This window comes from Caballeronia sp. ATUFL_F1_KS39 (assembly GCF_023630985.1).
Lineage (GTDB): Bacteria > Pseudomonadota > Gammaproteobacteria > Burkholderiales > Burkholderiaceae > Caballeronia > Caballeronia zhejiangensis.
Window position 1 is genome coordinate 58736 of record NZ_JALQDZ010000037.1, and the last position, 20988, is coordinate 79723.

21 protein-coding genes are annotated in these 20988 nt (G+C 62.1%); 7 read left to right on the forward strand and 14 right to left on the reverse strand.

Annotation, left to right across the window (positions count from 1 at the left end; all coding sequences use genetic code 11):
• Positions 1-116: 116 nt before the first annotated feature.
• From phnF to phnN, 3 genes are read left to right on the forward strand one after another with little or no spacing between them, the layout of a single operon-like run.
• The gene (gene phnF / locus NCR93_RS19370) at positions 117-875 is read left to right on the forward strand and encodes a phosphonate metabolism transcriptional regulator PhnF (RefSeq protein WP_175982854.1); all 759 of its coding nucleotides are present in this window, start codon (positions 117-119) and stop codon (positions 873-875) included.
• Positions 872-1564: a DUF1045 domain-containing protein gene (locus tag NCR93_RS19375; RefSeq protein WP_175982853.1), complete on the forward strand. Its 693-nt coding sequence runs from the start codon at positions 872-874 to the stop codon at positions 1562-1564. The genes phnF and NCR93_RS19375 overlap by 4 nt, the downstream gene beginning before the upstream one ends.
• A complete protein-coding gene (phnN, locus tag NCR93_RS19380) occupies positions 1561-2121 on the forward strand; it encodes a phosphonate metabolism protein/1,5-bisphosphokinase (PRPP-forming) PhnN (RefSeq protein ID WP_008354378.1) in 561 nt (186 codons plus the stop codon). Before NCR93_RS19375 ends, phnN begins: the two co-directional genes overlap by 4 nt.
• 52 nt (positions 2122-2173) lie before the next feature.
• Here phnN and phnE read toward each other — a convergent pair whose 3' ends face one another.
• The 3 genes from phnE to phnC form a co-directional block, all read right to left on the reverse strand.
• A complete protein-coding gene (gene phnE, locus NCR93_RS19385; protein WP_239295411.1) occupies positions 2174-2908 on the reverse strand; it encodes a phosphonate ABC transporter, permease protein PhnE in 735 nt (244 codons plus the stop codon).
• An 84-nt stretch (positions 2909-2992) separates the two neighbouring features.
• Entirely contained in the window at positions 2993-3955 is a 963-nt protein-coding gene (gene phnD / locus NCR93_RS19390; RefSeq protein ID WP_008354376.1) for a phosphonate ABC transporter substrate-binding protein, read from the reverse strand.
• Positions 3952-4788, reverse strand: coding sequence for a phosphonate ABC transporter ATP-binding protein (phnC, locus tag NCR93_RS19395; RefSeq protein WP_175982850.1), 837 nt, complete (start codon positions 4786-4788; stop codon positions 3952-3954). The genes phnD and phnC overlap by 4 nt, the downstream gene beginning before the upstream one ends.
• A 228-nt stretch (positions 4789-5016) precedes the next feature.
• Here phnC and NCR93_RS19400 point away from each other — a divergent pair, with 228 nt between their 5' ends.
• Both NCR93_RS19400 and NCR93_RS19405 read left to right on the forward strand, forming a co-directional pair.
• The gene (locus NCR93_RS19400; protein ID WP_175982849.1) at positions 5017-6405 is read left to right on the forward strand and encodes a dihydrolipoyl dehydrogenase; all 1389 of its coding nucleotides are present in this window, start codon (positions 5017-5019) and stop codon (positions 6403-6405) included.
• A 278-nt stretch (positions 6406-6683) separates the two neighbouring features.
• Positions 6684-7427: a Pr6Pr family membrane protein gene (locus NCR93_RS19405; protein ID WP_175982848.1), complete on the forward strand. Its 744-nt coding sequence runs from the start codon at positions 6684-6686 to the stop codon at positions 7425-7427.
• Here the strand turns inward: NCR93_RS19405 and NCR93_RS19410 are convergent.
• The 11 genes from NCR93_RS19410 to NCR93_RS19460 form a co-directional block, all read right to left on the reverse strand.
• Positions 7424-8647 carry a YbfB/YjiJ family MFS transporter gene (locus NCR93_RS19410; protein ID WP_175982847.1) on the reverse strand — a complete coding sequence of 408 codons (1224 nt, stop codon included), beginning with the start codon at positions 8645-8647 and terminating at the stop codon, positions 7424-7426. The genes NCR93_RS19405 and NCR93_RS19410 overlap by 4 nt on opposite strands.
• 69 nt (positions 8648-8716) lie before the next feature.
• Positions 8717-9331, reverse strand: a complete 615-nt coding sequence (locus NCR93_RS19415; RefSeq protein ID WP_175982846.1) for a TetR/AcrR family transcriptional regulator — start codon at positions 9329-9331, stop codon at positions 8717-8719.
• A gap of 186 nt (positions 9332-9517) precedes the next feature.
• Positions 9518-9826 carry an EthD family reductase gene (locus tag NCR93_RS19420; protein ID WP_008354369.1) on the reverse strand — a complete coding sequence of 103 codons (309 nt, stop codon included), beginning with the start codon at positions 9824-9826 and terminating at the stop codon, positions 9518-9520.
• Positions 9827-9879: 53 nt separating this feature from the next.
• A complete protein-coding gene (locus NCR93_RS19425) occupies positions 9880-10812 on the reverse strand; it encodes an MBL fold metallo-hydrolase (protein WP_175982845.1) in 933 nt (310 codons plus the stop codon).
• The gene (locus tag NCR93_RS19430) at positions 10809-11675 is read right to left on the reverse strand and encodes a quinoprotein dehydrogenase-associated SoxYZ-like carrier (protein ID WP_175982844.1); all 867 of its coding nucleotides are present in this window, start codon (positions 11673-11675) and stop codon (positions 10809-10811) included. The genes NCR93_RS19425 and NCR93_RS19430 overlap by 4 nt, the downstream gene beginning before the upstream one ends.
• A 20-nt stretch (positions 11676-11695) precedes the next feature.
• Entirely contained in the window at positions 11696-12628 is a 933-nt protein-coding gene (locus NCR93_RS19435; RefSeq protein ID WP_034473493.1) for a quinoprotein relay system zinc metallohydrolase 2, read from the reverse strand.
• Positions 12625-13599, reverse strand: a complete 975-nt coding sequence (locus tag NCR93_RS19440; protein ID WP_033536897.1) for a LysR family transcriptional regulator — start codon at positions 13597-13599, stop codon at positions 12625-12627. The genes NCR93_RS19435 and NCR93_RS19440 overlap by 4 nt, the downstream gene beginning before the upstream one ends.
• Positions 13600-14284: 685 nt before the next feature.
• Entirely contained in the window at positions 14285-15034 is a 750-nt protein-coding gene (locus NCR93_RS19445) for a hypothetical protein (protein ID WP_175982842.1), read from the reverse strand.
• Positions 15031-15942 carry a substrate-binding domain-containing protein gene (locus NCR93_RS19450; protein WP_175982841.1) on the reverse strand — a complete coding sequence of 304 codons (912 nt, stop codon included), beginning with the start codon at positions 15940-15942 and terminating at the stop codon, positions 15031-15033. The genes NCR93_RS19445 and NCR93_RS19450 overlap by 4 nt, the downstream gene beginning before the upstream one ends.
• A gap of 62 nt (positions 15943-16004) precedes the next feature.
• A complete protein-coding gene (locus NCR93_RS19455; protein ID WP_008354361.1) occupies positions 16005-16427 on the reverse strand; it encodes a c-type cytochrome in 423 nt (140 codons plus the stop codon).
• Positions 16428-16539: 112 nt separating this feature from the next.
• On the reverse strand, positions 16540-18351 hold the full coding sequence (locus NCR93_RS19460; RefSeq protein ID WP_008354360.1) for a methanol/ethanol family PQQ-dependent dehydrogenase: 1812 nt from the start codon (positions 18349-18351) through the stop codon (positions 16540-16542).
• Between the two features lie 345 nt (positions 18352-18696).
• Between NCR93_RS19460 and NCR93_RS19465 the strand changes: the two genes are divergently transcribed.
• Both NCR93_RS19465 and NCR93_RS19470 read left to right on the forward strand, forming a co-directional pair.
• Entirely contained in the window at positions 18697-19077 is a 381-nt protein-coding gene (locus NCR93_RS19465; RefSeq protein ID WP_008354359.1) for a 4a-hydroxytetrahydrobiopterin dehydratase, read from the forward strand.
• Positions 19078-19919: 842 nt separating this feature from the next.
• Positions 19920-20972, forward strand: coding sequence for a beta-ribofuranosylaminobenzene 5'-phosphate synthase family protein (locus tag NCR93_RS19470; RefSeq protein WP_008354358.1), 1053 nt, complete (start codon positions 19920-19922; stop codon positions 20970-20972).
• Positions 20973-20988: the final 16 nt, after the last annotated feature.

A 20988-nucleotide genomic window follows, 5' to 3' on the forward strand; every position in this document is an offset into this window, starting at 1 on the left:
TGTCTAGTCTAGTCGTCTAGACGTTTGGTCGTGTAGTGAGGCTTTCACATTTCCATCACGAGTTGCGCACTACAATCCGGGAGAATGATATTCAAACCGACAGGAATGACAGCGCAATGACATCCAACGAAAATGCGGCGCCTGGCGTTGCCGTGGAGCGCGGCGCGGGGGTCGCGGTCTGGCGGCAGATCGAGCAGATACTCGCCGCCGAGATTGCCGCGAAGAGCTTCGGCGACGAAGGACGCCTGCCGAGCGAGGCGGAACTCGCCAAGCGTTTCGACGTGAACCGTCATACGGTTCGCCGCGCGATGCTGCGGCTTGCCGCAACGGGTCTCGTGAGCGTCGAGCAGGGGCGCGGCACGTTCGTGCAGCCGGGCGCGATCGATTATCAGATCGGCCGGCGCACGCGCTTCACCGAGAATCTGCGCCGCCAGAAGCACACGTCGGCTGGCGTCGTGCTGAGTTCGGAGCGCGTGAAGGCCGATCCGACCGTATCGAAGGCGCTCGGCGTGCGCGCCGGCACGCTCGTCTATCAGATCGAAACGCGCCACGACTCCGACGGCATTCCGATGACGTATGCGCGCAACTGGTACCCAGCCGCGCGCTTCAACGATCTGCCCGCGGTCATCGAAGCGGCGGGCGGCATCAGTGCCGCGCTGGAGACGTTCGGCGTAAAGGATTACATGCGCAAATGGAGCCGCATCGGCAGCGTGCTGCCTTCGTCGGACGTGGCGCGGCGCTTGCAGATCAATCGTCAGCAGCCGGTGCTGTGGGTCGAAAACGTCGATGTCGACGAGGACGGCGTGCCGATCAAATACGGCATCACGCATTTCGCGGCGGATCGCGTGCAATTGATGGTCGAGCACGATCGATGAGCGCCGCCGTTCATCCGCGCGTGGCGCTCTACTATGCGCCGCCCGCCGCTTCCGCATGGTGGCGCGAAGGTTGCGAATGGCTCGGCCGCGATCCCGAGAGCGGCCGCGAAACCGCGACGCCCGCGCATGCCGTGACGCACGCCCCGCGCCGTTACGGCTGGCACGCGACGCTCGTCGCGCCGTTTCATATGGCCCCGGGTGTCGAGCTCGCGGACGTGCTGGCATGTGCGCGTGCGTGGGCCAGTTCGACGCCGCGCTTTGAGATGCCGGTATGCCCCACGGAAATGGGCCGTTTCGTCGCGCTACGGCCCGCCGCGCCCGCCGACGACGCAACCCTTCGAGCATTGGCCGCGAGCGCACTGAAGGCGCTCTCCGCGTTGCGTACGATGCCATCGCGGGAAAGCATCGAGCGGCGCATCGTCGATGGCATGAGCGCACGGCAGATCGAACTGCTGCGCGAATGGGGTTATCCGTATGTCCTCGACGAATATCGCTTCCATATGACCCTTTCCGATTCCCTCGACGATGCGAACGCGCGCGCGTCGATCATGTCGGAATGGAAGGCGCGCATCGATACGCTCGGCCCGCTGCCGGTGCACGGCGCGGCGCTTTTCACCGAGCCGCAGCCGGGCGCGCCGTTCGCGCTATGGCAGCGCCTGCCGTTCAACAACGCACGGGAAGTGGCATGACCGAAGTGGATAGCACGAAACTGATCTACGTGATGGGACCGTCAGGCGCGGGCAAGGACTCGCTGCTCGGCTTCGCGCGCGAACGCATCGGCGCACAGGTGCTGTTCGCGCATCGCTACATCACGCGCGCGGTCGCGGACGGCGAGAACCATATCGCCCTTTCGCATGACGAATTCGCTTCGAGACTGTCATACGGCCTCTTCGCGATGCATTGGGAAAGCCTCGGGCTGCGGTATGGCATCGGCATCGAGCTGGATGCGTGGCTCGCGCGCGGCAGGCCAGTCGTCGTGAACGGCTCGCGCCAGCATGCGGAACTCGCGCTCGAACGTTATCCGCATGCGCGCTTCGTGCATATCGATGCAGCGCCGTCCGTGCTTGCCGCGCGCCTCGCGCGTCGTGGACGCGAAGACGCCCGGCAGATCGAAGCGCGTCTCGCGCGCCGTCCGGCCTTCGAACTGCCGTCGCACGCGCACGTCGTGAAGATCGACAACTCGGGCATGCTCGCAGACGCCGGCATGCAATTGCTCGCGCTGCTCGCGCGTACGAACCACGCCTGAAAACGACGCGAGCGCCTGATGAGGCGCTCGGCATCGATAGTTGCAAGCGCAATCAAATCACGCGTTCGCGCACCCACCCCGAAGCGAGATCGATCATCGACACGATCGCGATCACGATCAGCATCACCGCCGACGTCTGCGCATAGTTGAACGAGCGGATCGCTTCATACAGCACGACGCCGATACCGCCCGCGCCGACCATGCCGACGACCATCGCGGAGCGCACGTTCGACTCGAAGCGATACAGCGCGAACGAAATCCACAGCGGCAACACTTGCGGCAGCACGCCGTAGACGATTTCATCGAGACTGCTCGCGCCGGTCGCGCGCACGCCTTCGGGGGGCCGCGCATCGACGGCTTCGACCGCTTCGGCGAAGAGCTTCGCGAGCACGCCTGTTGTATGAACCCACAACGCGAGCACGCCGGCGAAAGGCCCGAGTCCGACCGCGACGATGAACAACATCGCGAAGACCATTTCGTTGATCGCGCGGCACGCGTCCATCAGGCGGCGCACGGGTTGCGAGATCCATACGGGCGCGATGTTCAGCGCCGATAGCAGCCCGCATGGCACGGCGCAGACGAGCGCGAGCGCCGTGCCCCACACGGCGACCGCGAGCGTCACGATCATTTCATGCACGTACGTGCGCCATTCCGTGAAGTCGGGCGGAAAGAAGTCGCGCGCGAACTGGCTCATGTTGCCCGATGCGCCGAGCAGATCGAGCGGGCGCATGTCCGCGCTCTGCCATGACAGACCCAGCACGGCGATCAGGACGATCCAGCCGAACATCGATGTCCAGCTGCGCTTCGGTGCACTCGTCCGCACGGGCCGCACGATGCCGGCCTCGAACGTCGTTACGTCGAGCGGCTTCATTTACTTCGCCGCCGTCGTGTCGAGCGCGGCGATCTTCTGATCGAGCGCGGCAATCTGCGCCTTCTTGTCGGCGTCGTCGAGATGCGCGTCGTTCTGCACCTGCTGCTTCTTCTGGAAGAGCGCCATCTGACGAATCGGCACGAGTTGCGCGTTCGACGAATCGGCGAAGCCCGAATAGCCCGAGATCGCAGTCATCACCGCTTGTTCGCGCGGGTCTTTTTCCGCGTAATGATCGAAGAAGTTGCGCAGCTTGTCCTTCGTCGCTTGCGGCAGATCGCGACGCCATACTAGCGGGTCCGATGGAATGAGCGGCGACTTCCACAACACGCGCACCTTCGGATACAGCTCGGGATGTTGCGTCTTGATGGTGTCGAGCATGTCGGTGTTGTTGGTCGCGACATCGATCTTGTCGTTGACGACCGCGAGCATGTTCGCCTCATGGCTCGACGGCAGCACGCTCTTGAACGACGACTTCGCGTTGATGCCGTTCTTCGCGAAGAGGTAATAGGACGGCACGAGCGTGCCCGACGTCGAATTCGGATCGCCGAAACCGAGATTGATTTCCTTCGTGTTCTTCAGCACCTGATCGAGCGATTTCCACTTGCTGTTCGCGTTCGTGATGAGCAGCGAGTAATAGCCCGCTTCGCCGTTCTTGTACTTCACCTTCGCGAAGACTTCGCCGTTCGAGCGATCGACCGCTTCGATCGCCGATGCATTGCCGAAGAAGCCGATCTGCACCTTGTTGAAGCGCATCGCTTCGATGATGCCCGCGTAGTCGGTCGCGAAGTAGGCCTTCACGTCGAGACCGGTCTGCTTGTTCAGATCGTCGATGAGCGGTTGCCAGCGTTGCTTGAGCGCGGCCGACGAATCCGTCGAGATGATGCCGAAGTTGATCGTCTCGGCAAGAACGGATTGCGTCAGCAGGCAAGACGCGAGCGCGGCGCCGGCCAGAAATTTTTTCATGATGCGATCCAGGAGTTGACGTTGAGTTGAGGTTCCGCGGCGTGCGTCCGCGCTACGTGATGCGCAAGCAGTTCGCTGGCGGACGATCCGTAGAGCTTGTGCAGCACCTCGGGCGTGAGACGCTCGCTCGCGCCATCGAAGACGACGCGGCCATCGCGCAACGCGATCGTGCGCGGGCAGTACTTCATCGCGACATCGATCTGATGCAGCGACACGACGACCGTCAGCTTGCGCTCGCGATTGAGCGTCTGCATGAGTTCCATGACGCGTCGCGCCGATTCGGGATCGAGCGATGCGATCGGTTCATCCGCGAGCACGATGCGCGCACGCTGCACGAGCGCGCGTGCCAGTGCCGCGCGCTGCTGCTGACCTCCCGACAGATTGCTCGCGCGTTCGAACGCGTGTTCGCCGATGCCCATCGCGGTGAGCGAATCCATCGCGAGCGAGCGTTCGTCGCGCGGAAAGCGCCCGGACATACGACGCCACAACGACACGCGCGACAACGCGCCGATCAGCACGTTCGTCAGCACTGAAAGACGTCCGACGAGATTGAACTGCTGAAACACGAAGGCGACGTCGCGGCGTATCGAGCGCACTTCACGCACGATCCTGCCGTTCTGCTGGATCGGGCGGCCGAGCAACGTGACGTGCGACGGCGCGGGGTCGGATGCCGTGAAGCCTGCGATGTGCCGCAGAAGCGTCGACTTGCCCGATCCGGAAGCGCCGATGAGCGCGACCATCTCGCCCTCTTCCACGCGCAGATCGACGGAGTCGAGCGCCTTGCGGCCATTCCGGAACGTCTTGGTGAGACGCTCGATGCGAATTGCGTCCATAGCTTCCCTCGATGGGCGCGCTCACATGGCGCGCTGAAACGTTCCGGAGATTCTAGGAAGCGAACATGACGAGATAGTGACGCGCATGAGACGTCTAGATGAATACATCACTTCGATGCGTCGCGAGTTGAGACGATCGAGCAGAAAAGCGATACGAACGAGCATTCACGTTTTGCGTGCCGCGCTTCATGATGATCCGCAACTGCATCAATCACTCGGGACTTCATCATGAATACGATCCATACGGATGTCGCCATCATCGGCGCGGGCAGCGCGGGACTTTCGGCGTATCGCGCGGCGAAGGCTGCGGGCGCTTCGGCGATTCTCATCGAAGGCGGCGCGCACGGCACGACGTGTGCGCGCGTCGGCTGTATGCCGTCGAAGCTTCTCATCGCAGCGGCCGATGCCGCGCATCACGCGGCGCACGCGGCGGCGTTCGGCGTGCATATCGATGGCGCGCTGCGCATCGACGGGCACGAAGTGATGGCGCGCGTGAAGCGCGAGCGCGATCGTTTCGTCAGCTTCGTCGTCGCGGGCGTCGATGCGATGCCCGATGCGGACAAGCTCACCGGCTACGCGCGCTTCATCGACGATAACCTGCTGCAAGTGGGCGATGATACGAAGGTGCAGGCGAAGAGCATCGTCATCGCGACGGGGTCGAGTCCCGTGATGCCGTCGATGTATCGCGCGCTCGGCGATCGCGCCATCATCAACGACGATGTGTTCGCGTGGGACGATTTGCCGAAGCGCGTTGCGGTGATCGGCGCGGGCGTCATCGGCCTCGAACTCGGTCAGGCGCTGGCGCGGCTCGGCGTGCGTGTGTCGCTGCTGGGCGCGCGCGGGCGCGTCGGGCCTTTCACCGATCCCGATGTGCGTGCGTATGCCGGGCGTGTGTTCAGCGAAGCGTTTCGTTTCGAGCCGTTTGCGCAAGTGCAGGCCGCCGTGCGCGAAGGAGATGAAGTGCGTTTGCGCTATGTGTCAGATGCGGGCGAGTCGATCGAGGAAACCTTTGATTACGTGCTCGTCGCTGCCGGGCGCAAGCCGAATGTCGGCGGGCTGGCTTTGAGCAATACATCGCTTGCACTCGATGACGTTGGTCTGCCGGTCTACGATCCGCTCACGCTGCAGGCGGGCGCTCATCCGGTGTTCATCGCCGGCGATGCGAACGGCGTGCTGCCCTTGCTTCACGAAGCCGCCGACGAAGGACGCGCGGCGGGCACGAATGCGGCGCGTTATCCGCATGTCGAAGCGGTCGAGCGTCGCGCGCCGATTGCAATTGCGTTCACCGATCCGGGCATTGCGATGGTCGGCTCGCGTCATGTCGACCTTAAGCCCGAGTCGTTCGTGACGGGCGAAGTGAGTTTCGAGGATCAAGGCCGCAGCCGCGTGATGCTCAGAAATCGCGGGTTGATGCATGTGTATGTCGATCGCGCGAGCCGCCGCTTCGTCGGGGCGGAATGGATTGGGCCGGATGCGGAACACATCGCGCATTTGCTGGCGTGGGCGTTGCAGATGAAGCTCACGGTCGATGAGATGCTGCGGATGCCGTTTTATCACCCGGTGGTCGAGGAAGGGTTGAGGACGGCGTTGAGGGATGCGGTTGTCAGGCTCGGGTGAGCGGGTCGCGGCGAGGCACTCCGTGCGTATCGATTGCGCCCCGCCGCACTTCCAAGCGAGACGAACGTTGTTGTGCGCATCCGGGAAATCCCCGCCACATCATGTCTGGATTTCCTCGAGGGCGAAGCACGGATACTTATAAGTCGAGTTTGCCGTGCACCAGAATCGGACGTGTCTCGAACGGGCGCCAGGCTGGATCTATGGCCTTCCACGCTTCACGCGGTGACGGCTGACGCGATCGTCGGTGCAGTCGCCTGGCGCGCACGTAAAATGGCGTCATGTCGAACACGTCCCGCCAACCTCTCCGGCAAGAACCCGAGTTGCCGCTTCACACGCCCAGCACCGCATCGCTCGCGCTGGCCGCCGCCATCGCGATGATCGCGTGGCTCGCGTTCGCGGCGCAGACGGACATCACCATCGCGCGTCTCGTCCATCGCGGCTTCACCGTCTTCGACGGCCTCGCGCGCATGAGCAGCTACCTGACGAACCTGACCGTGCTGCTGACCGCGTTCTGCTTCACCTGCGTTGCAACACGCGCGCGATTCCCCCTGGCGCGCTTCTTCCGCAAACCGACCGTCGTCACGGCGGTCGTCGTATATATCGTGTTCGTCGGCATCGCTTATAACGCGTTGCTGCGCTATCTATGGACACCATCGGGCTATCGCGCGCTCGTCAACGAATCGCTGCATACCATCGTGCCCGCGCTCGCGGCCTTGTACTGGTATCTCTTCGTGCCGCGCTTTCACCTTTCATTGAAACGATGCGCGCTCTGGCTCGTCTATCCGCTGTCTTATCTTTGCATCACGCTGTGGCGCGGACGTCTCTCCGACTTTTATCCCTATCCGTTCATCAACGTCGCCGAGCTCGGCTATGAACGTGTCTTCATCAATGCCGCGATGCTGGTCGGTGCCTTCCTCGCGCTGATGAGCGTGTTTCTCGTCATCAATCATCGACGCGAGGACTTGAGCGTCGCAGACCCCGAAGTCGAAGCGGACGATTCGACTTCCGGCCACATCGATTAGCTCGCGGCGCGCTTGCGGTTCACGACGATATCCGCAATGAACGCAACGGCCAGCGCACACGCTCCGCACGCAAAAATCAGCGCGTAATCGTTATGCGTATGCGAGAACAGAAACGAGTAGCCATATCCGGCAAGCGCCTGACACAACGCGAACGCCGACGTCGCCCTGCTCCATGCCGCACGTTGCTCGGTATGATCGTGCGGCAGCAGTTCATGCACGCGCCCGAGCGCGAGGGGCACGATGCCGGTCGTCGAGATGCCGAGCGCCACCGTCGCGACACCGATCACATATGGATTCGCCGATAAAGCCAGCAACGCCACCGCGCACGCCTGCACCAGCAGCGCAAAACGGTAAGCCATGCCGAAGCCGATGCGATCGCCCGCATTGCCGCAGACGAGCGGCCCGAAGATCGCCGCGACGCCATACAGCACCCAATAGCTCGCGCCCACTTCGGCGCCTCGGCCATAGCCGCGCGCGATGCAATCGACGAGCAGGATCATCACGGGCACGAGGCCGAGCGCGTTCGCCGCATATTGCCCATACAGCAGGCGCAAACGCGTATTGCCGTGCGGGTTCGAATGCGTTGCCGCATCTTGCTTTGCGACGGCAGGAGGATTCGACGCGGGCCATCCGAACCACGCAATCGCCGTCAATATCAGCGAGAACACGCCGAGCCCCATCCACGTATCGTGCAATCCGTGATGAAGGAGCTTCGGAATCAGCGTCCCCGATGCAGCGATGCCGAAGCCCAGTCCGACGAAGATCATCCCGCTCGCGAAGCCGCGACGCGCGGGCGGAACATGCGGCAGGATCGTCGTCGCGACGAGCACCATGATCGCGCCGCCCGACAAGCCCGAAAGGAACCGCCACGCGAAGAACCAGGCAATCGACAGCGGAAACGCGCAGGCGAAGAAGGCCACCGTCGCGATCGCCATGAGCAGCCGCAGCGCGTGACGATTCGTGAGCGCATGGGCGATCGCGCGGCCGAAGAGCGCGCCCGCGAAATAGCCCGCGAAGTTGGCGGCGCCGAGCGTCACCGCTTGGGAAGACGTGAACCAGTGCGCCTCGATCAGCGGCGGAATCAGCGGCGTGTAGGCGAAGCGCGCGAGGCCGATGGCGACGAGACTCGCGCAAAAGCCCGCGAGCATCGCGAAGAAAGTGCGGGCATCGAGCGCAGTAGGCTGATCGGCGCTGACGGCCGATACCGTTTGTTCCGACATGATGACGACTCCCCCGGCCGCAGCGCTTGCACGCGGACGGACAACGTGACGTGAATGGATACGAAGGCCTTAACGCTTGCCGACGCTGAGCCCGAGCGGCGGCAGCTTCAGCATCGCCAGCGTCGGCGCGACGGCGCCGATCAACAACGCGGGCTTCGGATCGACGCGCGCGAGCACGCGCACGCCGAGCAACACCGCGAGCAGATTCGTGGCGGCGGCATCGGCCGGCATCACGCGCTCGATTTCGCCGCTCTTGAATCCGGCCTTCAGGCAGCGCTCGAAGAACGCGCGCATCAGCGACATCTCCTCCGCGATGAGCTCGCGAAACGCTTCGTCTTCCGGCGATGCGCCGAGCGCCGCATTGACGAGCATGCAGCCGCGCCGATGCTCGTCCGACACCGAACGCTCGACGACCTCGCGAAAGAACGCGCTGATCGCGCGATCGGGCGTCATCGTGGATTGGAGCCTGTTGATGCGCTCGCGCAAGGTGTGTTCGAGATAGTGATCGAGCGCGCGCAGAAAGAGCGCGCGCTTGTCGCCGAAAGCGTTATAGAGGCTCGGCTGTGTAAGGCCCGTGTACTGCACGAGGTCGCGTGTGGACGTGCCGTCGTAGCCGTGCGTCCAGAACGCTTCGGCAACGGCATCCAGCACGCTGTCCTCGTCGAAATTGCGCGGTCGCGCCATGATCCCGCTCCATCGAATTGAAGGACGGACGTTTTATATCGTCCGATAGAAAACGTATTGTATCGATAGATATAAAACCGTGCAGCATCCCCATTCGGCGACGCGGGTCTTGCGTTCGGGGAAATAAGCTGAGGAAAGAGACGCGCTTCGGAGACGCGGTTGCATCTCCGAAGGCATGAAGGTCGGTCAGGCTTCTTTCGAATCGAACATCAGCAGATCGACGCCGGCTTGCGCGAAATTCGCGAGATCGCCGGCGGTCTTCTGGCCTTCGGGCGAGTCGAACGCGGCTTGGATCGCTTCCAGCGAATCGAACTGAAGCAGCGCGACGAGGTGATATGGCGATTCTCCCGATGCCGCCACGACTGGTCCCGCGCTGATCTCATAGCGCCGCAGGCCCGGCAGCGTCTTTGCCAGCGGCGCGTGAGTCGACGCATAGTAGTCGTCGAATGCCTGCGGGTCGGACGGATTTTTATATAGCGCTACGAGCTGGGCCATCGTTGTGTCTCCTGGTAGTTGTACGGCGTTGGAAGAAAGGTTGCGTCAACGCGCTACTGCTTTTCCAGTTGCAGATAGATGCGCTGCACGTTCTGCGGCTGCGCGATCGCATAGAGCTTGTCGTTCCTGAACGCGGGCACCTGTACGGTGTGCATCGCTTCGGTCAGTCCGACGCCGCTCGTGTAGGCTTGCTTCACCGCGGCTTCGAGCTCGCGCAGATACGTGCCGGTCCGCATGATGTCGTCGCCGCGCAAGGGCTTGCCGAAGCCGGGTACAACCGTCTTCAGGTCGAGCCCGCGCAGGTTCTCGAGCGCGGCGAGCCAGCCGGAAATCTGCTCGTTGCGCAGCTCGGGTATGCGTCCATTCGATACGAGCCCGCCCGCGAACAGCACGCCGGTTTGCGTGTCGAGCACGGCGAGATCGCCGGGCGTGCTGGCAGGACCGAAGTGCAGCAGTTGCAGCTTGCGTCCGCCGCTTTCGATCTCCGTCGTGCCGTTTACCGTCTGATCGGGAACGGTCACGCGCGAGCCGGCCATTTCATCTTCGCCGAGCGTCTTGCGCAGATTGGCGAGACAAATCGAACAGCGTTCGCGAATCAATTGCGCGGCGCGCGCGTGCGCGAGGATCGGCACGCCCTCGTCGCGAAACGCGGCCGCGCCGAACACGAACTCGGGCGCCTGATGCGTGATGATGACGAGCTTCACCGGCAACGGCGTGACCTTGCGGATCGCTTCGATCATCGCGCGGCCATAGCGATAAGACGAACCTGTGTCGATGACTGTCACGCCGTCCTGTCCGACGATGAAGCCGTTGTTCGCGACGATGCCGTGATTCGCGGGCGCGACGGCATCGTTGTCGCCGATGAACGCGTACACGCCCGGCGCAATGGCGACAGGTGCGGGCATGCCGCTCATCGCCGCATGCGTGAGCGTGCTGACAGCCAAGAGCAGCGTGAAGAACAGCGCTCGCAAGCGGCGCACCGTCATTTCATCGCCGATGTCTGCGCGCTGCCCGTTTGCGCGTTGACCGCCACGGCGCCGTCCCAATGCTTGTTCTTCGTATCCTCGATAAACGCCTTCAGTTCGCCGGTTCCGCTCGGCACGAAATAGAAGCGGAAATTCGGGTTCTCGCTAATCGAGAAGTTGACGTTCGCGGTCATCACCGGCTTATCCGCATAGGTGACCGACACCTTGCGAATGAAATAGGCCGACGCGTAGTTGCGCGTGACCTGGTTCATCGCCATGCCGGTTCGATTCGGATGACGCACCATCAGTTGCGCGAGTTCGGGCTTGCCCGCCACGGCCTGACCTTCGGCCTGAAGACGGACCTGTCCCGCTGTCCGCTCGGCCGCGTCTTCGTCCTTGTCGGCGGGTGCGGAACATCCGCCCGACGCCTTCACGAAACGAACGGCGCTATAGAGCTTGCCGTCGTTCGTCTCAGCAATCGCGCGCATGAACGTGTAGTCCTCCACGCGCACGCGCGTTTCGATCGTCGCGAGTCCCGATTCCGGCGTGAACTCGAACGATCCTGCATACGGCTCGGGATTTTCGTCGATGAAGAGATAGAGCTTCTTGATGTAACGCGCGGGCGATTGCGGAAACTGCGCGTTGATCGCGATCGGCACGACGGCGGCATCGGCTGCGCGCGCGGGGGCGTCGAGCCTGATGACCGCATCGCCGTGCGTGTCGATCGTGCGGCCCTTGAACGTCCCTTCCCTGAAGTCGATCCAGCGCGCCACCTTGTCGGGATCGTCGTCGGGCTGCGCCGCCTGCGCGGCATACGGCGAGAGCGCCGCGGCGGCGAGGCTCGCGACCGTCATCGCGCGAACGCCGGACCATGTTGTCTTCATGATGTCCCTCCAGTCCTGCACTACTGCTCCCATTCGAGCTCCGCATAAGCGGCCGTCACATTGCGACGGTGATACATGTCGAAGAGAAGCCACTTGTCTTTCTCGCCGAGACCGATGCTATCGACTGCCTGCCCGATCGTTTCGCCCTTCCTGATCGCAGCACGCACATCGCGCGCCAGATCGGCGAGATAGCGTTCCTCGGCGTCGAGCGATTGCGTCCAAGGCGGATCGAGCGGACCGTGCCCCGGCACGACATGACGCGGATTCATCTGTCGAATGCGCGCAATGTCGTCGAGCCAGCCGATAACGCTGCCATCGATCACAGGAATGCAGTGCACAAAGAGCAGATCACCCGTCCACAACGTGCCGCTCTTCTCATCGTATACCGTCAAGTCGTTGTTGGTATGCGCGGTTTTCCATGTGCGCAGCGTGAGCGTGCGTCCACCGATATCGAGCGTGCCCGTTCCGTCGATCGTCTTCGTCGGCGCAACGATTTCGCTGCCCGCTGCCGCGCTACCCAACTCGCGATTGAGCGCGCGCATGTAGTTGTCCGCGCGCGAGGCTTCGGCTTGCGCGAGCGTCACGCTGCCGACGAATTGCGGATGATCGTCCTTGAAAGCCGCATTCCCGAAGATGTGATCCGGATGCATGTGCGTGTTGATGACATAGCAGACCGGCAGCGGCGTGACAGCGCGTATCGCGGCGCGCAACGCGCGGCCTTCCGCGAGCGTGCCGCCTGTGTCGATCACCGCGACGCAGCGTGTTCCGACGATGAAGCCCACATTCGCTATATCGCCGCCGTTCTCGTGCGTCGCGACATCGTCGTGACCGCGATGCGCGTAGTTACCGGGCGCGATCTGCGTGACCTGCAGCGCGGTCTGCGCACGCGCGATAGTTGCACACGCAATTAGTACGAGGAACGTGATGCGACGGCAGGCCGATGCGACGTTCATCGGACGTCGCTTGCTTCGGCGAGCCGCCTGGGTCTGCGCAGGCCGAACTGCGCGTATTCGCGCTCCAGAAACGGTTCGGCGTGTTCGAGGAGGAAGCGGCGAAAAGCGAGGCAAGTCGGCGAAAGTTGTTTCGAGCGTGAATGCACGAGTTGCCACGTGCGTTCGACGGGCGTGCCGTTCACGTCGAGCACGGCGATTTCGCCGGTGCGCAGTTCGAGCGAGAGCGTGTGCAGCGAGATGAGGCTCACGCCCATGCCCGCCATGACGGCCTGCTTGATGGTTTCGTTGCTGCCGAGCGTGACGCTATGCGCGGGCACGAAGAGGTTCTGCCGAAAGACATGCTCGGCGACGGCGCGCGTGCCCGAGCCGGGTTCGCGTAGCAGGAACGTATCGTTCGCAAGTTCCTGAAGGTCGAATTGTTTTGCATGACGCAGCGGATGCGACAGCGGCGCGACGATCACATGCGGATGATAGGCGAGTGGCTCGGCGGTCGTACCGAGTTCGGGCGGCGGGCGGCCCATGATGGCTAGATCGGTTGCATTGTCCTGCAAGAGACGCAAGAGCGTTTCTCGGTTGCCGACGGAGAAGCGCACATCGACCTTGGGATATTGCTGCCTGTAGAGCGCGAGAAGCTTGGGGGCGAAGTACGTCGCCGAACTGACGATGCTCACCGCTATCGCGCCGCTATCGGCTTGTGTGAGCGACATCATGGCGTCTTCGGCGTCTTTGATTTCGCCGAGTATGCGGCTCGCGTGATGTGAGAGCCTTTCGCCGGCTTCGGTCAGCGATAAGCGTCGCGCGACTCGCTCGAATAGCGGTAAGCCGATCGCTTCTTCGAGTTGCCGGATTTGCATCGATACCGCTGGTTGGGTGAGGTGCAGTTCCTCCGCTGCGCGGGCGAAGCTTGGACAGCGGCTTGCTATCACGAAGATTTGCAGCTGACGCAGGGTTAGGGAGCGGATGAAATTCACGGGGTCGTTTTGGGCGGGTTTGGTTCGCTGCGGCTTCTTTGGAATCCTGTGATCGTGTCGGTCTATTGGCACTGCCCCTGTGCGGGGCGGCACCTACTTTCTTTGCTGCTGCAAAGAAAGTAGGCAAAGAAAGCAGCTACTGATACGCCCGCGGTCACACGCAATTTGGGTAGTCCTCTCGTCCATCGTGGGCTGCCTAAAGAGTGCCCTCATAGGTCTCATCGGGCTTGGCTCGCGCACGGTCTGCCACATCGCACCACACACCGAACTGGTTCAGCACCAAATAGATCCGGCCCGCTTCGCGGCCGACCGGTCAATCGGGACCGCGTGTGCTTCCCTACTAACGCCTCGATCTCGCCGCCTTCGCCGCCCGTTGGTTTCCCTTGCAGACCCCGCGGCAGCGCGTAGCGCTGTGCCGAAGCCATTTCGTGCTGAACCAGCGCGCTCAACGTATTCGGGCGGCAGACCGTGTGCGAGCCAAGCCCGATTAGGTGTTTGAGGGCACTCTTTAGGCGAGTGCCGTCTGTGACGAGAGGACTACCCAAATTGCGTGTGACCGCGGGCCTGAAAAGCTGCTTTCTTTGCTTACTTTCTTTGCAGCAGCAAAGAAAGTGAGTGCCGCCCCGCACAGGGGCAACGCTAATAGACCACTAAGAAATCGGGATCCGGCGAAGAAGAAAAAAAATCACCGACTAGCCCGAGGCGCATTCGAGGGCTTCCCCGGCGCGCCCATATTCCTGAACGTCCCTTGAAAAGCAATCGTCTCCTTCTGCAGCGGATGCGCAAAATCGTTCCCATCACCGGGCACTTCGGTGCGAATCATGAGCAATCGCCCGGGCACGTCATCGGCCATGACGAACGTATAGCGCTTGGCGAGGTACTTGGTGAACCGCTCGGCGTTGGGATCGTTCAAATAAGGCTGAATGACGATCTGCTGCGCCTTCGCATGCTTGCCAAGCCCGAGCGCTTCGCTCGACACCGGCGTGATAGCAGGCCCCGCCGCAAGCGCCATCCTCACGCGCTGCTGGAAATAGCGCCGCTGACCGCCCGTCAGTTGCTCCATCTCCGCGATGTCATGCTCCAGAAAATAGATGATCACCGGATTGCAAGGCAAGCCGCCCGGCACGTTGACATTCCCCGTCCGATCGGAAACCTTCGCGTCGTTCTTGCTGTTGCCCTGACTCACGACGAGCACGCGCAACGTGTCATTGACCTTCGACGGCGGCCCGGAATAATCCACCGCGTAATCGAGCTCGGTCTGCGCCTCGACACCGGTCATATGCGGCTGCATGAAGAGCAACTGCTCAGCGGGCTTGATATCGACGGACGCCGGCGCCGAAGCCACGGGCGCGTCCGCACACATCGCGACGCGCGGCATCGCACTGCCCAGCGCGATAACCCACGCGCAAAGAGAAGCCGCGTATATCCGCTTCATTGGGCGCTTTCCGGCTGCAACGGCAACAACGGAACCTGATAGCTCGTCAGAATCTGATCGATCTTCGGCTGGTTCGATGCAATCCAGTTATCGACCTTGTCCCGCCACGCTTTTTCGCCATAACGCACGCCCATCGAAATCTCATAGTCGAAGCGAATCGGCTGACCGGCCGGGAACGGCACGAGACGCACCCTGTTATCGGAACGATTCGCGAAATAGCCCGCGATCGGCCCCCATACGAAAGCCGCATCGACGTCGCCCTTCGCCAGATCGCGTTCGATCATCTCGCCGGGAAACGCCTCGGGATCGCCGCTTTGCCCCTGATACGACACAGCCTGAGCGATCAGATCATGGCGAAGCAGCCAGTCCACGGCGGGGCTCTTCACGAAGACGCCGAGCTTCATTTTCTTCAACTGATCCGGCGGCAGATTCATCAGATCCGATGGAGTCTTGATGCTCGCGTATTCGGGCTTGTTCGGAAACACCATCGCGTAGGTGGAATGCAGATACGGACGCGTCGTCGCGGTCAATTCATAACCCTTCGGCACGCCGATGATCAGATCGCATTTGAAGCGCTCCGTCTGCGGCACTTTCTCGCGCAGCGTGTTGCGCACGAATCCCATGCGTTGCGGCCAATACGTATATTCGAGCTTGTAGCCGAAATCGCTCGCCATCTGACTCGCGATCTTGTTCTCGTAACCCTCGCCCTTCTTGTTGGAGAGCGGCATGTTGTTCGGATCGGCGCACACGCGCAGGATGCCGTCCGCGCCATCGTTGTTCGGCAGATCGGGCGGCGGAGCGAGCGCACCTTGCGCGAACGCCTGTTGCGCCGAGAACGTCGCGAATGCCGCGCATAACGTGGCTACGAATCGGAACGAAGCGGCGCGGCTTGCATTACGATCAGACATCGACACCTCCGGGTATGAGAGCAATCATCAGACGTCAGCCGCCAATCGGCCATGCAACGTCTTCATTTTGCATCGATTGCCTGCAGATCGCCCGGGTTGATCTTGCCGTCGGAGCGCCCCTTCAGATACGCATAGAGGTTCTCCCAGTTCTTCTGCATCATCTGGCTCGCGCTGAAGTCGGGCATACCCTTGTCCACGCGACCGCCGAATACGGTTCGATGAAACTCATTCTTGTCGAGCGTCTTGAAAGCATCGATCAGCGACGGGCCGACCATCCCTTCCTGTTTCGCCCCGTGACAGCGTTCGCACGCGAGCGCCCGCCAGGTCTTCCAGCCCTGCAGCGTGTCGCTGTCTACCTTGTTGCCATCGACGACCTTATACGCGACCGGCTTGATTTGCGCAGGCATCGCAGGCGGCGTCTGTGCAAAGGAAGCGGACGAAGCAGCGAGCGTCATCGTCAGCAGCAAGAGTGATCGGCCTTTCATACGTCTGACTCCTTGAACATGTCTTGTATATGAGGTGCTTCGTGTTGCTGCGGCGCGGCGGCCGTTGCAGCCGCCGCGCATCGCACATCGACTGATTCACATCGAAGAAACATCAACCGCCCGGAATCGCGAACACGAAGAGCGTGCCGCCGAGAGCCGTGTACTTCGCGAGCTCCTTGTAGCCGCCGACCGCGCCCAGGCCTTCCGTCGACTTCTCGAGACCCGCCGCCATGCCGATGCCGGCCCAGCCGCCGATGCCCGAGTACACGCCGATATACTGCTTGCCCTGGTACTGGTACGTGAACACGTTGCCGATGACGCCCGATGGCGTCTTGAACTTCCACAGCTCCTTGCCGTCCTTAATGCGCACTGCCTTGATGTAGCCTTCGAGCGTGCCGTAGAACACGACGCCGCCTGCGGTCGCGAGCGCGCCGGACCACACCGAGAACTTCTCCGGCTTGGACCACACGATCTTGCCCTTCGAGGCATCCCACGCGATGAAGTTACCCATCGCGCCTTTCTCGTTCGGGCCCGGATACATCGAGAGCGTCGCGCCGACGAACGGCTGACCCGACACGTAATCGACCTGGAACGGCTCGTAGTCCATGCAGACGTGATTCGTCGGCACGAGGAAGAGCTTGGAGCCAGGATCGAATGCGGCCGGCTGCTGATCCTTCGAGCCGAGCGCTGCGGGGCAGATGTTCTTCACGTTGTGATCGGGACCGGCCTTCTGCGTCGAGTAGCTCGCATTGCGAATCGGCAGGCCGCTCTTCAGATCGACGCTATCGGCCCAGTTCACCGCCGGGTCGTACTTCTGCGCGACGAGCAGTTCGCCCGTCTGGCGATTCAGCGTATAGCCGAAGCCATTGCGGTCGAAGTGAACGATCGCCGGCACGGTCTTGCCGCCGATGTTCAGGTCCGAGAGGATCATCTCGTTGACGCCGTCATAGTCCCACTCGTCGTGAGGCGTCATCTGATAGACCCACTTCGCCTGGCCCGTGTTGAGATCGCGCGCGAAGATCGTCATCGACCACTTGTTGTCGCCCGGACGCTGCGTCGGGTTCCATGTGCCCGGATTGCCCGAGCCGTAGTAGATGAGATTCAGCTTCGGATCCCATGCGTACCAGCCCCATGTCGTGCCGCCGCCGTACTTCCACTGGTCGCCCTGCCAGCTCTTGAGCGACGAGTCCGCACCGACCGGCGTCATCTTGCCGTCGGTCCAGGTCATGGTCGCCTGCGGGTCCATCAGCATTTCGTTGTCGGGACCGGTGCTGTAGGCCTTCCAGACTTCCTTGCCGTCCTTGATGTTGTACGCGACGATACGGCCGCGCACGCCGAACTCACCACCCGAGATGCCGGTCAGGACCTTGTCGCCGAAAACGTGCGGCGCGTTGGTGTTGGTTTCGCCTTTCTTCGGATCGCCGTTGGTCGCGGTCCATACGACGTCGCCGGTTTTTGCGTCGAGCGCGACGAGCTTGGTGTCGGCTTGCTGGAGGAAGATCTTGCCGTCGCCATATGCAAGGCCACGGTTGACCGTATCGCAGCACATCACCGATATGACCTGATTGTCCTGCTTGGGCTGGTATTGCCAGATGAAGGTCTGATCCTTCAGGTTGATGGCGATAACCTTGTTGGGGAAGGGCGAGTGGATATACATCGTGTCGCCGATGACGAGCGGCGAGCCTTCATGACCGCGCAGCACACCAGTCGACATGGTCCAGGCAACCTGTAGCTTGCCGACGTTGTTTTCGTTGATTTGCTTGAGCGTGCTATAGCGGTGATTCGAGTAATCGCCCGCTTGCGCCGCCCAGTTCGAGGGATTCTTGATCAGGCTGTCGAGCTGCGAGTCGGCCTGAGCGACATAAGAATTCAGGCCTGCCGTCGCTGCCACCGCCAGTCCAAGAACCAGGGTGCGTAAGTTCATGTCTCCTCCAGAATGGTGATGCCTCCGACCCAGGGATGACCACGCTACCGGGTTGCATCGTGCGCGCCTTCAAATGCAGGTAACGAGTTGCGCTTCGTCCAGTACATAGCCGGACGTTTGCGTAGAGAGGCCAATTGCATATTCCATGCCGGTTTAACTTCTGTTGCTTTAAATCGGGAATTCGACGGGTGATGCTGTCGTTAGTGGACGAATTTCTGTCGGGTGGCGACACATACTGTGTCAAATACGCGAACAGTCATGCGGCGCGTGTGACATGACGCGATGCAGCATGTTTTGTTTGGCGCATACTGGGTCTTGCGTCGATAACTTTGCGGAGGCTTCGCCATGGCTCAAGCCGAGAAGGTCTATTCCGATGAGGAGATCAAGCAGCGTCTGACCGGTGTGCTCAAGCACTGGTATGTCGAGGATGGGTGGCTCAGGCGCAAGTTCAAGACCGAAAGCTGGAAGGGGACGCTCATGGTCGTGAATACGGTGGGGCATCTTGCCGAAGCGGCCTGGCATCATCCGGATCTCACGGTTTCTTATGCGTTCGTCATCGTCAAGCTCAAGACGCATTCCGCTAAAGGCATCACGGATAAGGACTTTGCTCTTGCTTCGAAGATCGAAGAGGTCATTCAATGGCAGCCCGGGAAGGAGGATGGGCCGCTCGAGGGCACTCCCTCGGATGATCAGCGCTTCCGCTATATCAAGTATGACGAGGGTTGAGGTTTTGTTTTTGCTTTTGCTTTCGGTTCCGCTTTTGATTTCGCTTTCGCTTTCGCCGGATCCCGTATTCGTGTCGGTCTATTAGCACTGCCCCTGTGCGGGGCGGCACTCACTTTCTTTGCTGCTGCAAAGAAAGTAAGCAAAGAAAGCAGCTTCCGATACGCCCGCGGTCACACGCAATTTGGGTAGTCCTCTCGTCCATCGTGGGCTGCCTAAAGAGTGCCCTCATAGGCCCCATCGGGCTTGGCTCGCGCACGGTCTGCCACATCGCACCACACAATAAACGGGTTCAGCACCAAATAGCTCCAGCCCGCTGCGCGGCCGACCGGTCTATCGGGTCGGCGCGTGCTTCGCTACTAACATCTTTATCGCACTGCGCGCGCAAACCGATGGTTTCCCTTGCAGACCCAGCGGCAGCGCGTAGCGCTGTGCCGACGCCATTTCGTGCTGAACCAGCGCCCCCGAAGTTATTGGGCGGCGGACCGTGCGCGATCCAAGCCCCGTTATTGTGGTGAGGGCACTCTTTAGGCGAGTGCCGCCTGTGACGAGAGAACTACCCAAATTGCGTGTGACCGCGGGCCTGAAAAGCTGCTTTCTTTGCCTACTTTCTTTGCAGCAGCAAAGAAAGTAGGTGCCGCCCCGCACAGGGGCAACGCTAATAGACCGACGCGAAACCGGGATCCGGCGACTACAGCAAGGAAAGCGAGTGCCGCCCCGCACAGGGGGCAACGCTAATAGACCGACAGACCACGGAATCCGGCGAAACAAAAAAACTGGTACAGGATTTGCCTAACCCCAAAGCCCCAAAAAAAATCCCGCCAAGAAAAAGGAAGCCCATCCCGATGCCGACTCAACCAGCACGCATCTCGCCGCCCACGGCGATCACAGTCGAATCGCCTGCGCGCCTGCATCTTGGCTTCATCGATCCGAATGGCTCGCTGGGCCGCGTCTTCGGCAGCGTGGGTCTTGCGATCGACGCGCACGGCACGCGCATAACGGCGAGGCAAGCACCAGCATCCAGACGCGATGCGCACATCGAAGGCGCAACCACCGAAGCACAACGCGAACGCATCGAACACCACGTCGAGCAACTGGAAGCAGCACTGGGCAAAGGCCCAACGATCGACATCGAGGTACACGAAACCCCACGCGCCCACACGGGCTTAGGCTCCGGCACGCAGCTGGCCTTGGCCCTGGGAACCGCCTACGCCCGCGTACGAGGCCACGAAGCCACCACCGCCGATATCGCCACAATCCTCGCGCGAGGCGCGCGCTCCGGCATCGGCATACATGGCTTCGATCACGGCGGCCTGATCGTCGACGGCGGCCGCGACGCGCGCAATACCCGCCACACCTCCACGACGAAACTGCCGCCGCTCATCGCCCGCCAGCCATTCCCGGACGCATGGCGCGTCCTGCTCATCGACGACACCTCGCGCGAAGGCCTCCACGGCGACGAAGAGAAACGCGGCCTCGCATCGCTCGCACCCTTCCCCGCATCGCTCGCCGCGCACCTTTCGCATCTCGTGCTGATGCGCGTCCTGCCCGCCGTCGCGGAACACGATTTCGACACCTACGCCGACGCCATCTGCGACCTGCAACACACCATCGGCGAATACTTCGCGCCCGTTCAAGGCGGCGTGTTCGCGAGCCCCGCCGTCGCGCGCGCGCTCGAAGCCGTCGCCGCGGAGCAGAAAGCGGGCATCGGACAGACATCGTGGGGGCCGGTCGGCTTCGCGTTCGTCGCGAGCGCGCAGGACGCCGAACGCGCGCTCGCCGCCGCGCAGCGCGTCTCGCAAGGCGCACCGCTCGCGTTCACGATCGCCGCCGGACGCAATCGCGGCGCGACGTGGCGTGCGGCGGGTCATCGTCATCACGGCGCGGACGCGGCCTGAGCACGGAACGCACATC

What these genes read in the sequence shown, in the direction of transcription:
- phnF (WP_175982854.1), top strand. Translation starts at nt 117, where the DNA reads ATGACATCCAACGAAAATGCGGCGCCTGGCGTTGCCGTGGAGCGCGGC.
- NCR93_RS19375 (WP_175982853.1), top strand. Translation starts at nt 872, where the DNA reads ATGAGCGCCGCCGTTCATCCGCGCGTGGCGCTCTACTATGCGCCGCCC.
- phnN (WP_008354378.1), top strand. Translation starts at nt 1,561, where the DNA reads ATGACCGAAGTGGATAGCACGAAACTGATCTACGTGATGGGACCGTCA.
- phnE (WP_239295411.1), bottom strand. Translation starts at nt 2,908, where the DNA reads ATGTTCGGCTGGATCGTCCTGATCGCCGTGCTGGGTCTGTCATGGCAG.
- phnD (WP_008354376.1), bottom strand. Translation starts at nt 3,955, where the DNA reads ATGAAAAAATTTCTGGCCGGCGCCGCGCTCGCGTCTTGCCTGCTGACG.
- phnC (WP_175982850.1), bottom strand. Translation starts at nt 4,788, where the DNA reads ATGGACGCAATTCGCATCGAGCGTCTCACCAAGACGTTCCGGAATGGC.
- NCR93_RS19400 (WP_175982849.1), top strand. Translation starts at nt 5,017, where the DNA reads ATGAATACGATCCATACGGATGTCGCCATCATCGGCGCGGGCAGCGCG.
- NCR93_RS19405 (WP_175982848.1), top strand. Translation starts at nt 6,684, where the DNA reads ATGTCGAACACGTCCCGCCAACCTCTCCGGCAAGAACCCGAGTTGCCG.
- NCR93_RS19410 (WP_175982847.1), bottom strand. Translation starts at nt 8,647, where the DNA reads ATGTCGGAACAAACGGTATCGGCCGTCAGCGCCGATCAGCCTACTGCG.
- NCR93_RS19415 (WP_175982846.1), bottom strand. Translation starts at nt 9,331, where the DNA reads ATGGCGCGACCGCGCAATTTCGACGAGGACAGCGTGCTGGATGCCGTT.
- NCR93_RS19420 (WP_008354369.1), bottom strand. Translation starts at nt 9,826, where the DNA reads ATGGCCCAGCTCGTAGCGCTATATAAAAATCCGTCCGACCCGCAGGCA.
- NCR93_RS19425 (WP_175982845.1), bottom strand. Translation starts at nt 10,812, where the DNA reads ATGACGGTGCGCCGCTTGCGAGCGCTGTTCTTCACGCTGCTCTTGGCT.
- NCR93_RS19430 (WP_175982844.1), bottom strand. Translation starts at nt 11,675, where the DNA reads ATGAAGACAACATGGTCCGGCGTTCGCGCGATGACGGTCGCGAGCCTC.
- NCR93_RS19435 (WP_034473493.1), bottom strand. Translation starts at nt 12,628, where the DNA reads ATGAACGTCGCATCGGCCTGCCGTCGCATCACGTTCCTCGTACTAATT.
- NCR93_RS19445 (WP_175982842.1), bottom strand. Translation starts at nt 15,034, where the DNA reads ATGAAGCGGATATACGCGGCTTCTCTTTGCGCGTGGGTTATCGCGCTG.
- NCR93_RS19450 (WP_175982841.1), bottom strand. Translation starts at nt 15,942, where the DNA reads ATGTCTGATCGTAATGCAAGCCGCGCCGCTTCGTTCCGATTCGTAGCC.
- NCR93_RS19455 (WP_008354361.1), bottom strand. Translation starts at nt 16,427, where the DNA reads ATGAAAGGCCGATCACTCTTGCTGCTGACGATGACGCTCGCTGCTTCG.
- NCR93_RS19460 (WP_008354360.1), bottom strand. Translation starts at nt 18,351, where the DNA reads ATGAACTTACGCACCCTGGTTCTTGGACTGGCGGTGGCAGCGACGGCA.
- NCR93_RS19465 (WP_008354359.1), top strand. Translation starts at nt 18,697, where the DNA reads ATGGCTCAAGCCGAGAAGGTCTATTCCGATGAGGAGATCAAGCAGCGT.
- NCR93_RS19470 (WP_008354358.1), top strand. Translation starts at nt 19,920, where the DNA reads ATGCCGACTCAACCAGCACGCATCTCGCCGCCCACGGCGATCACAGTC.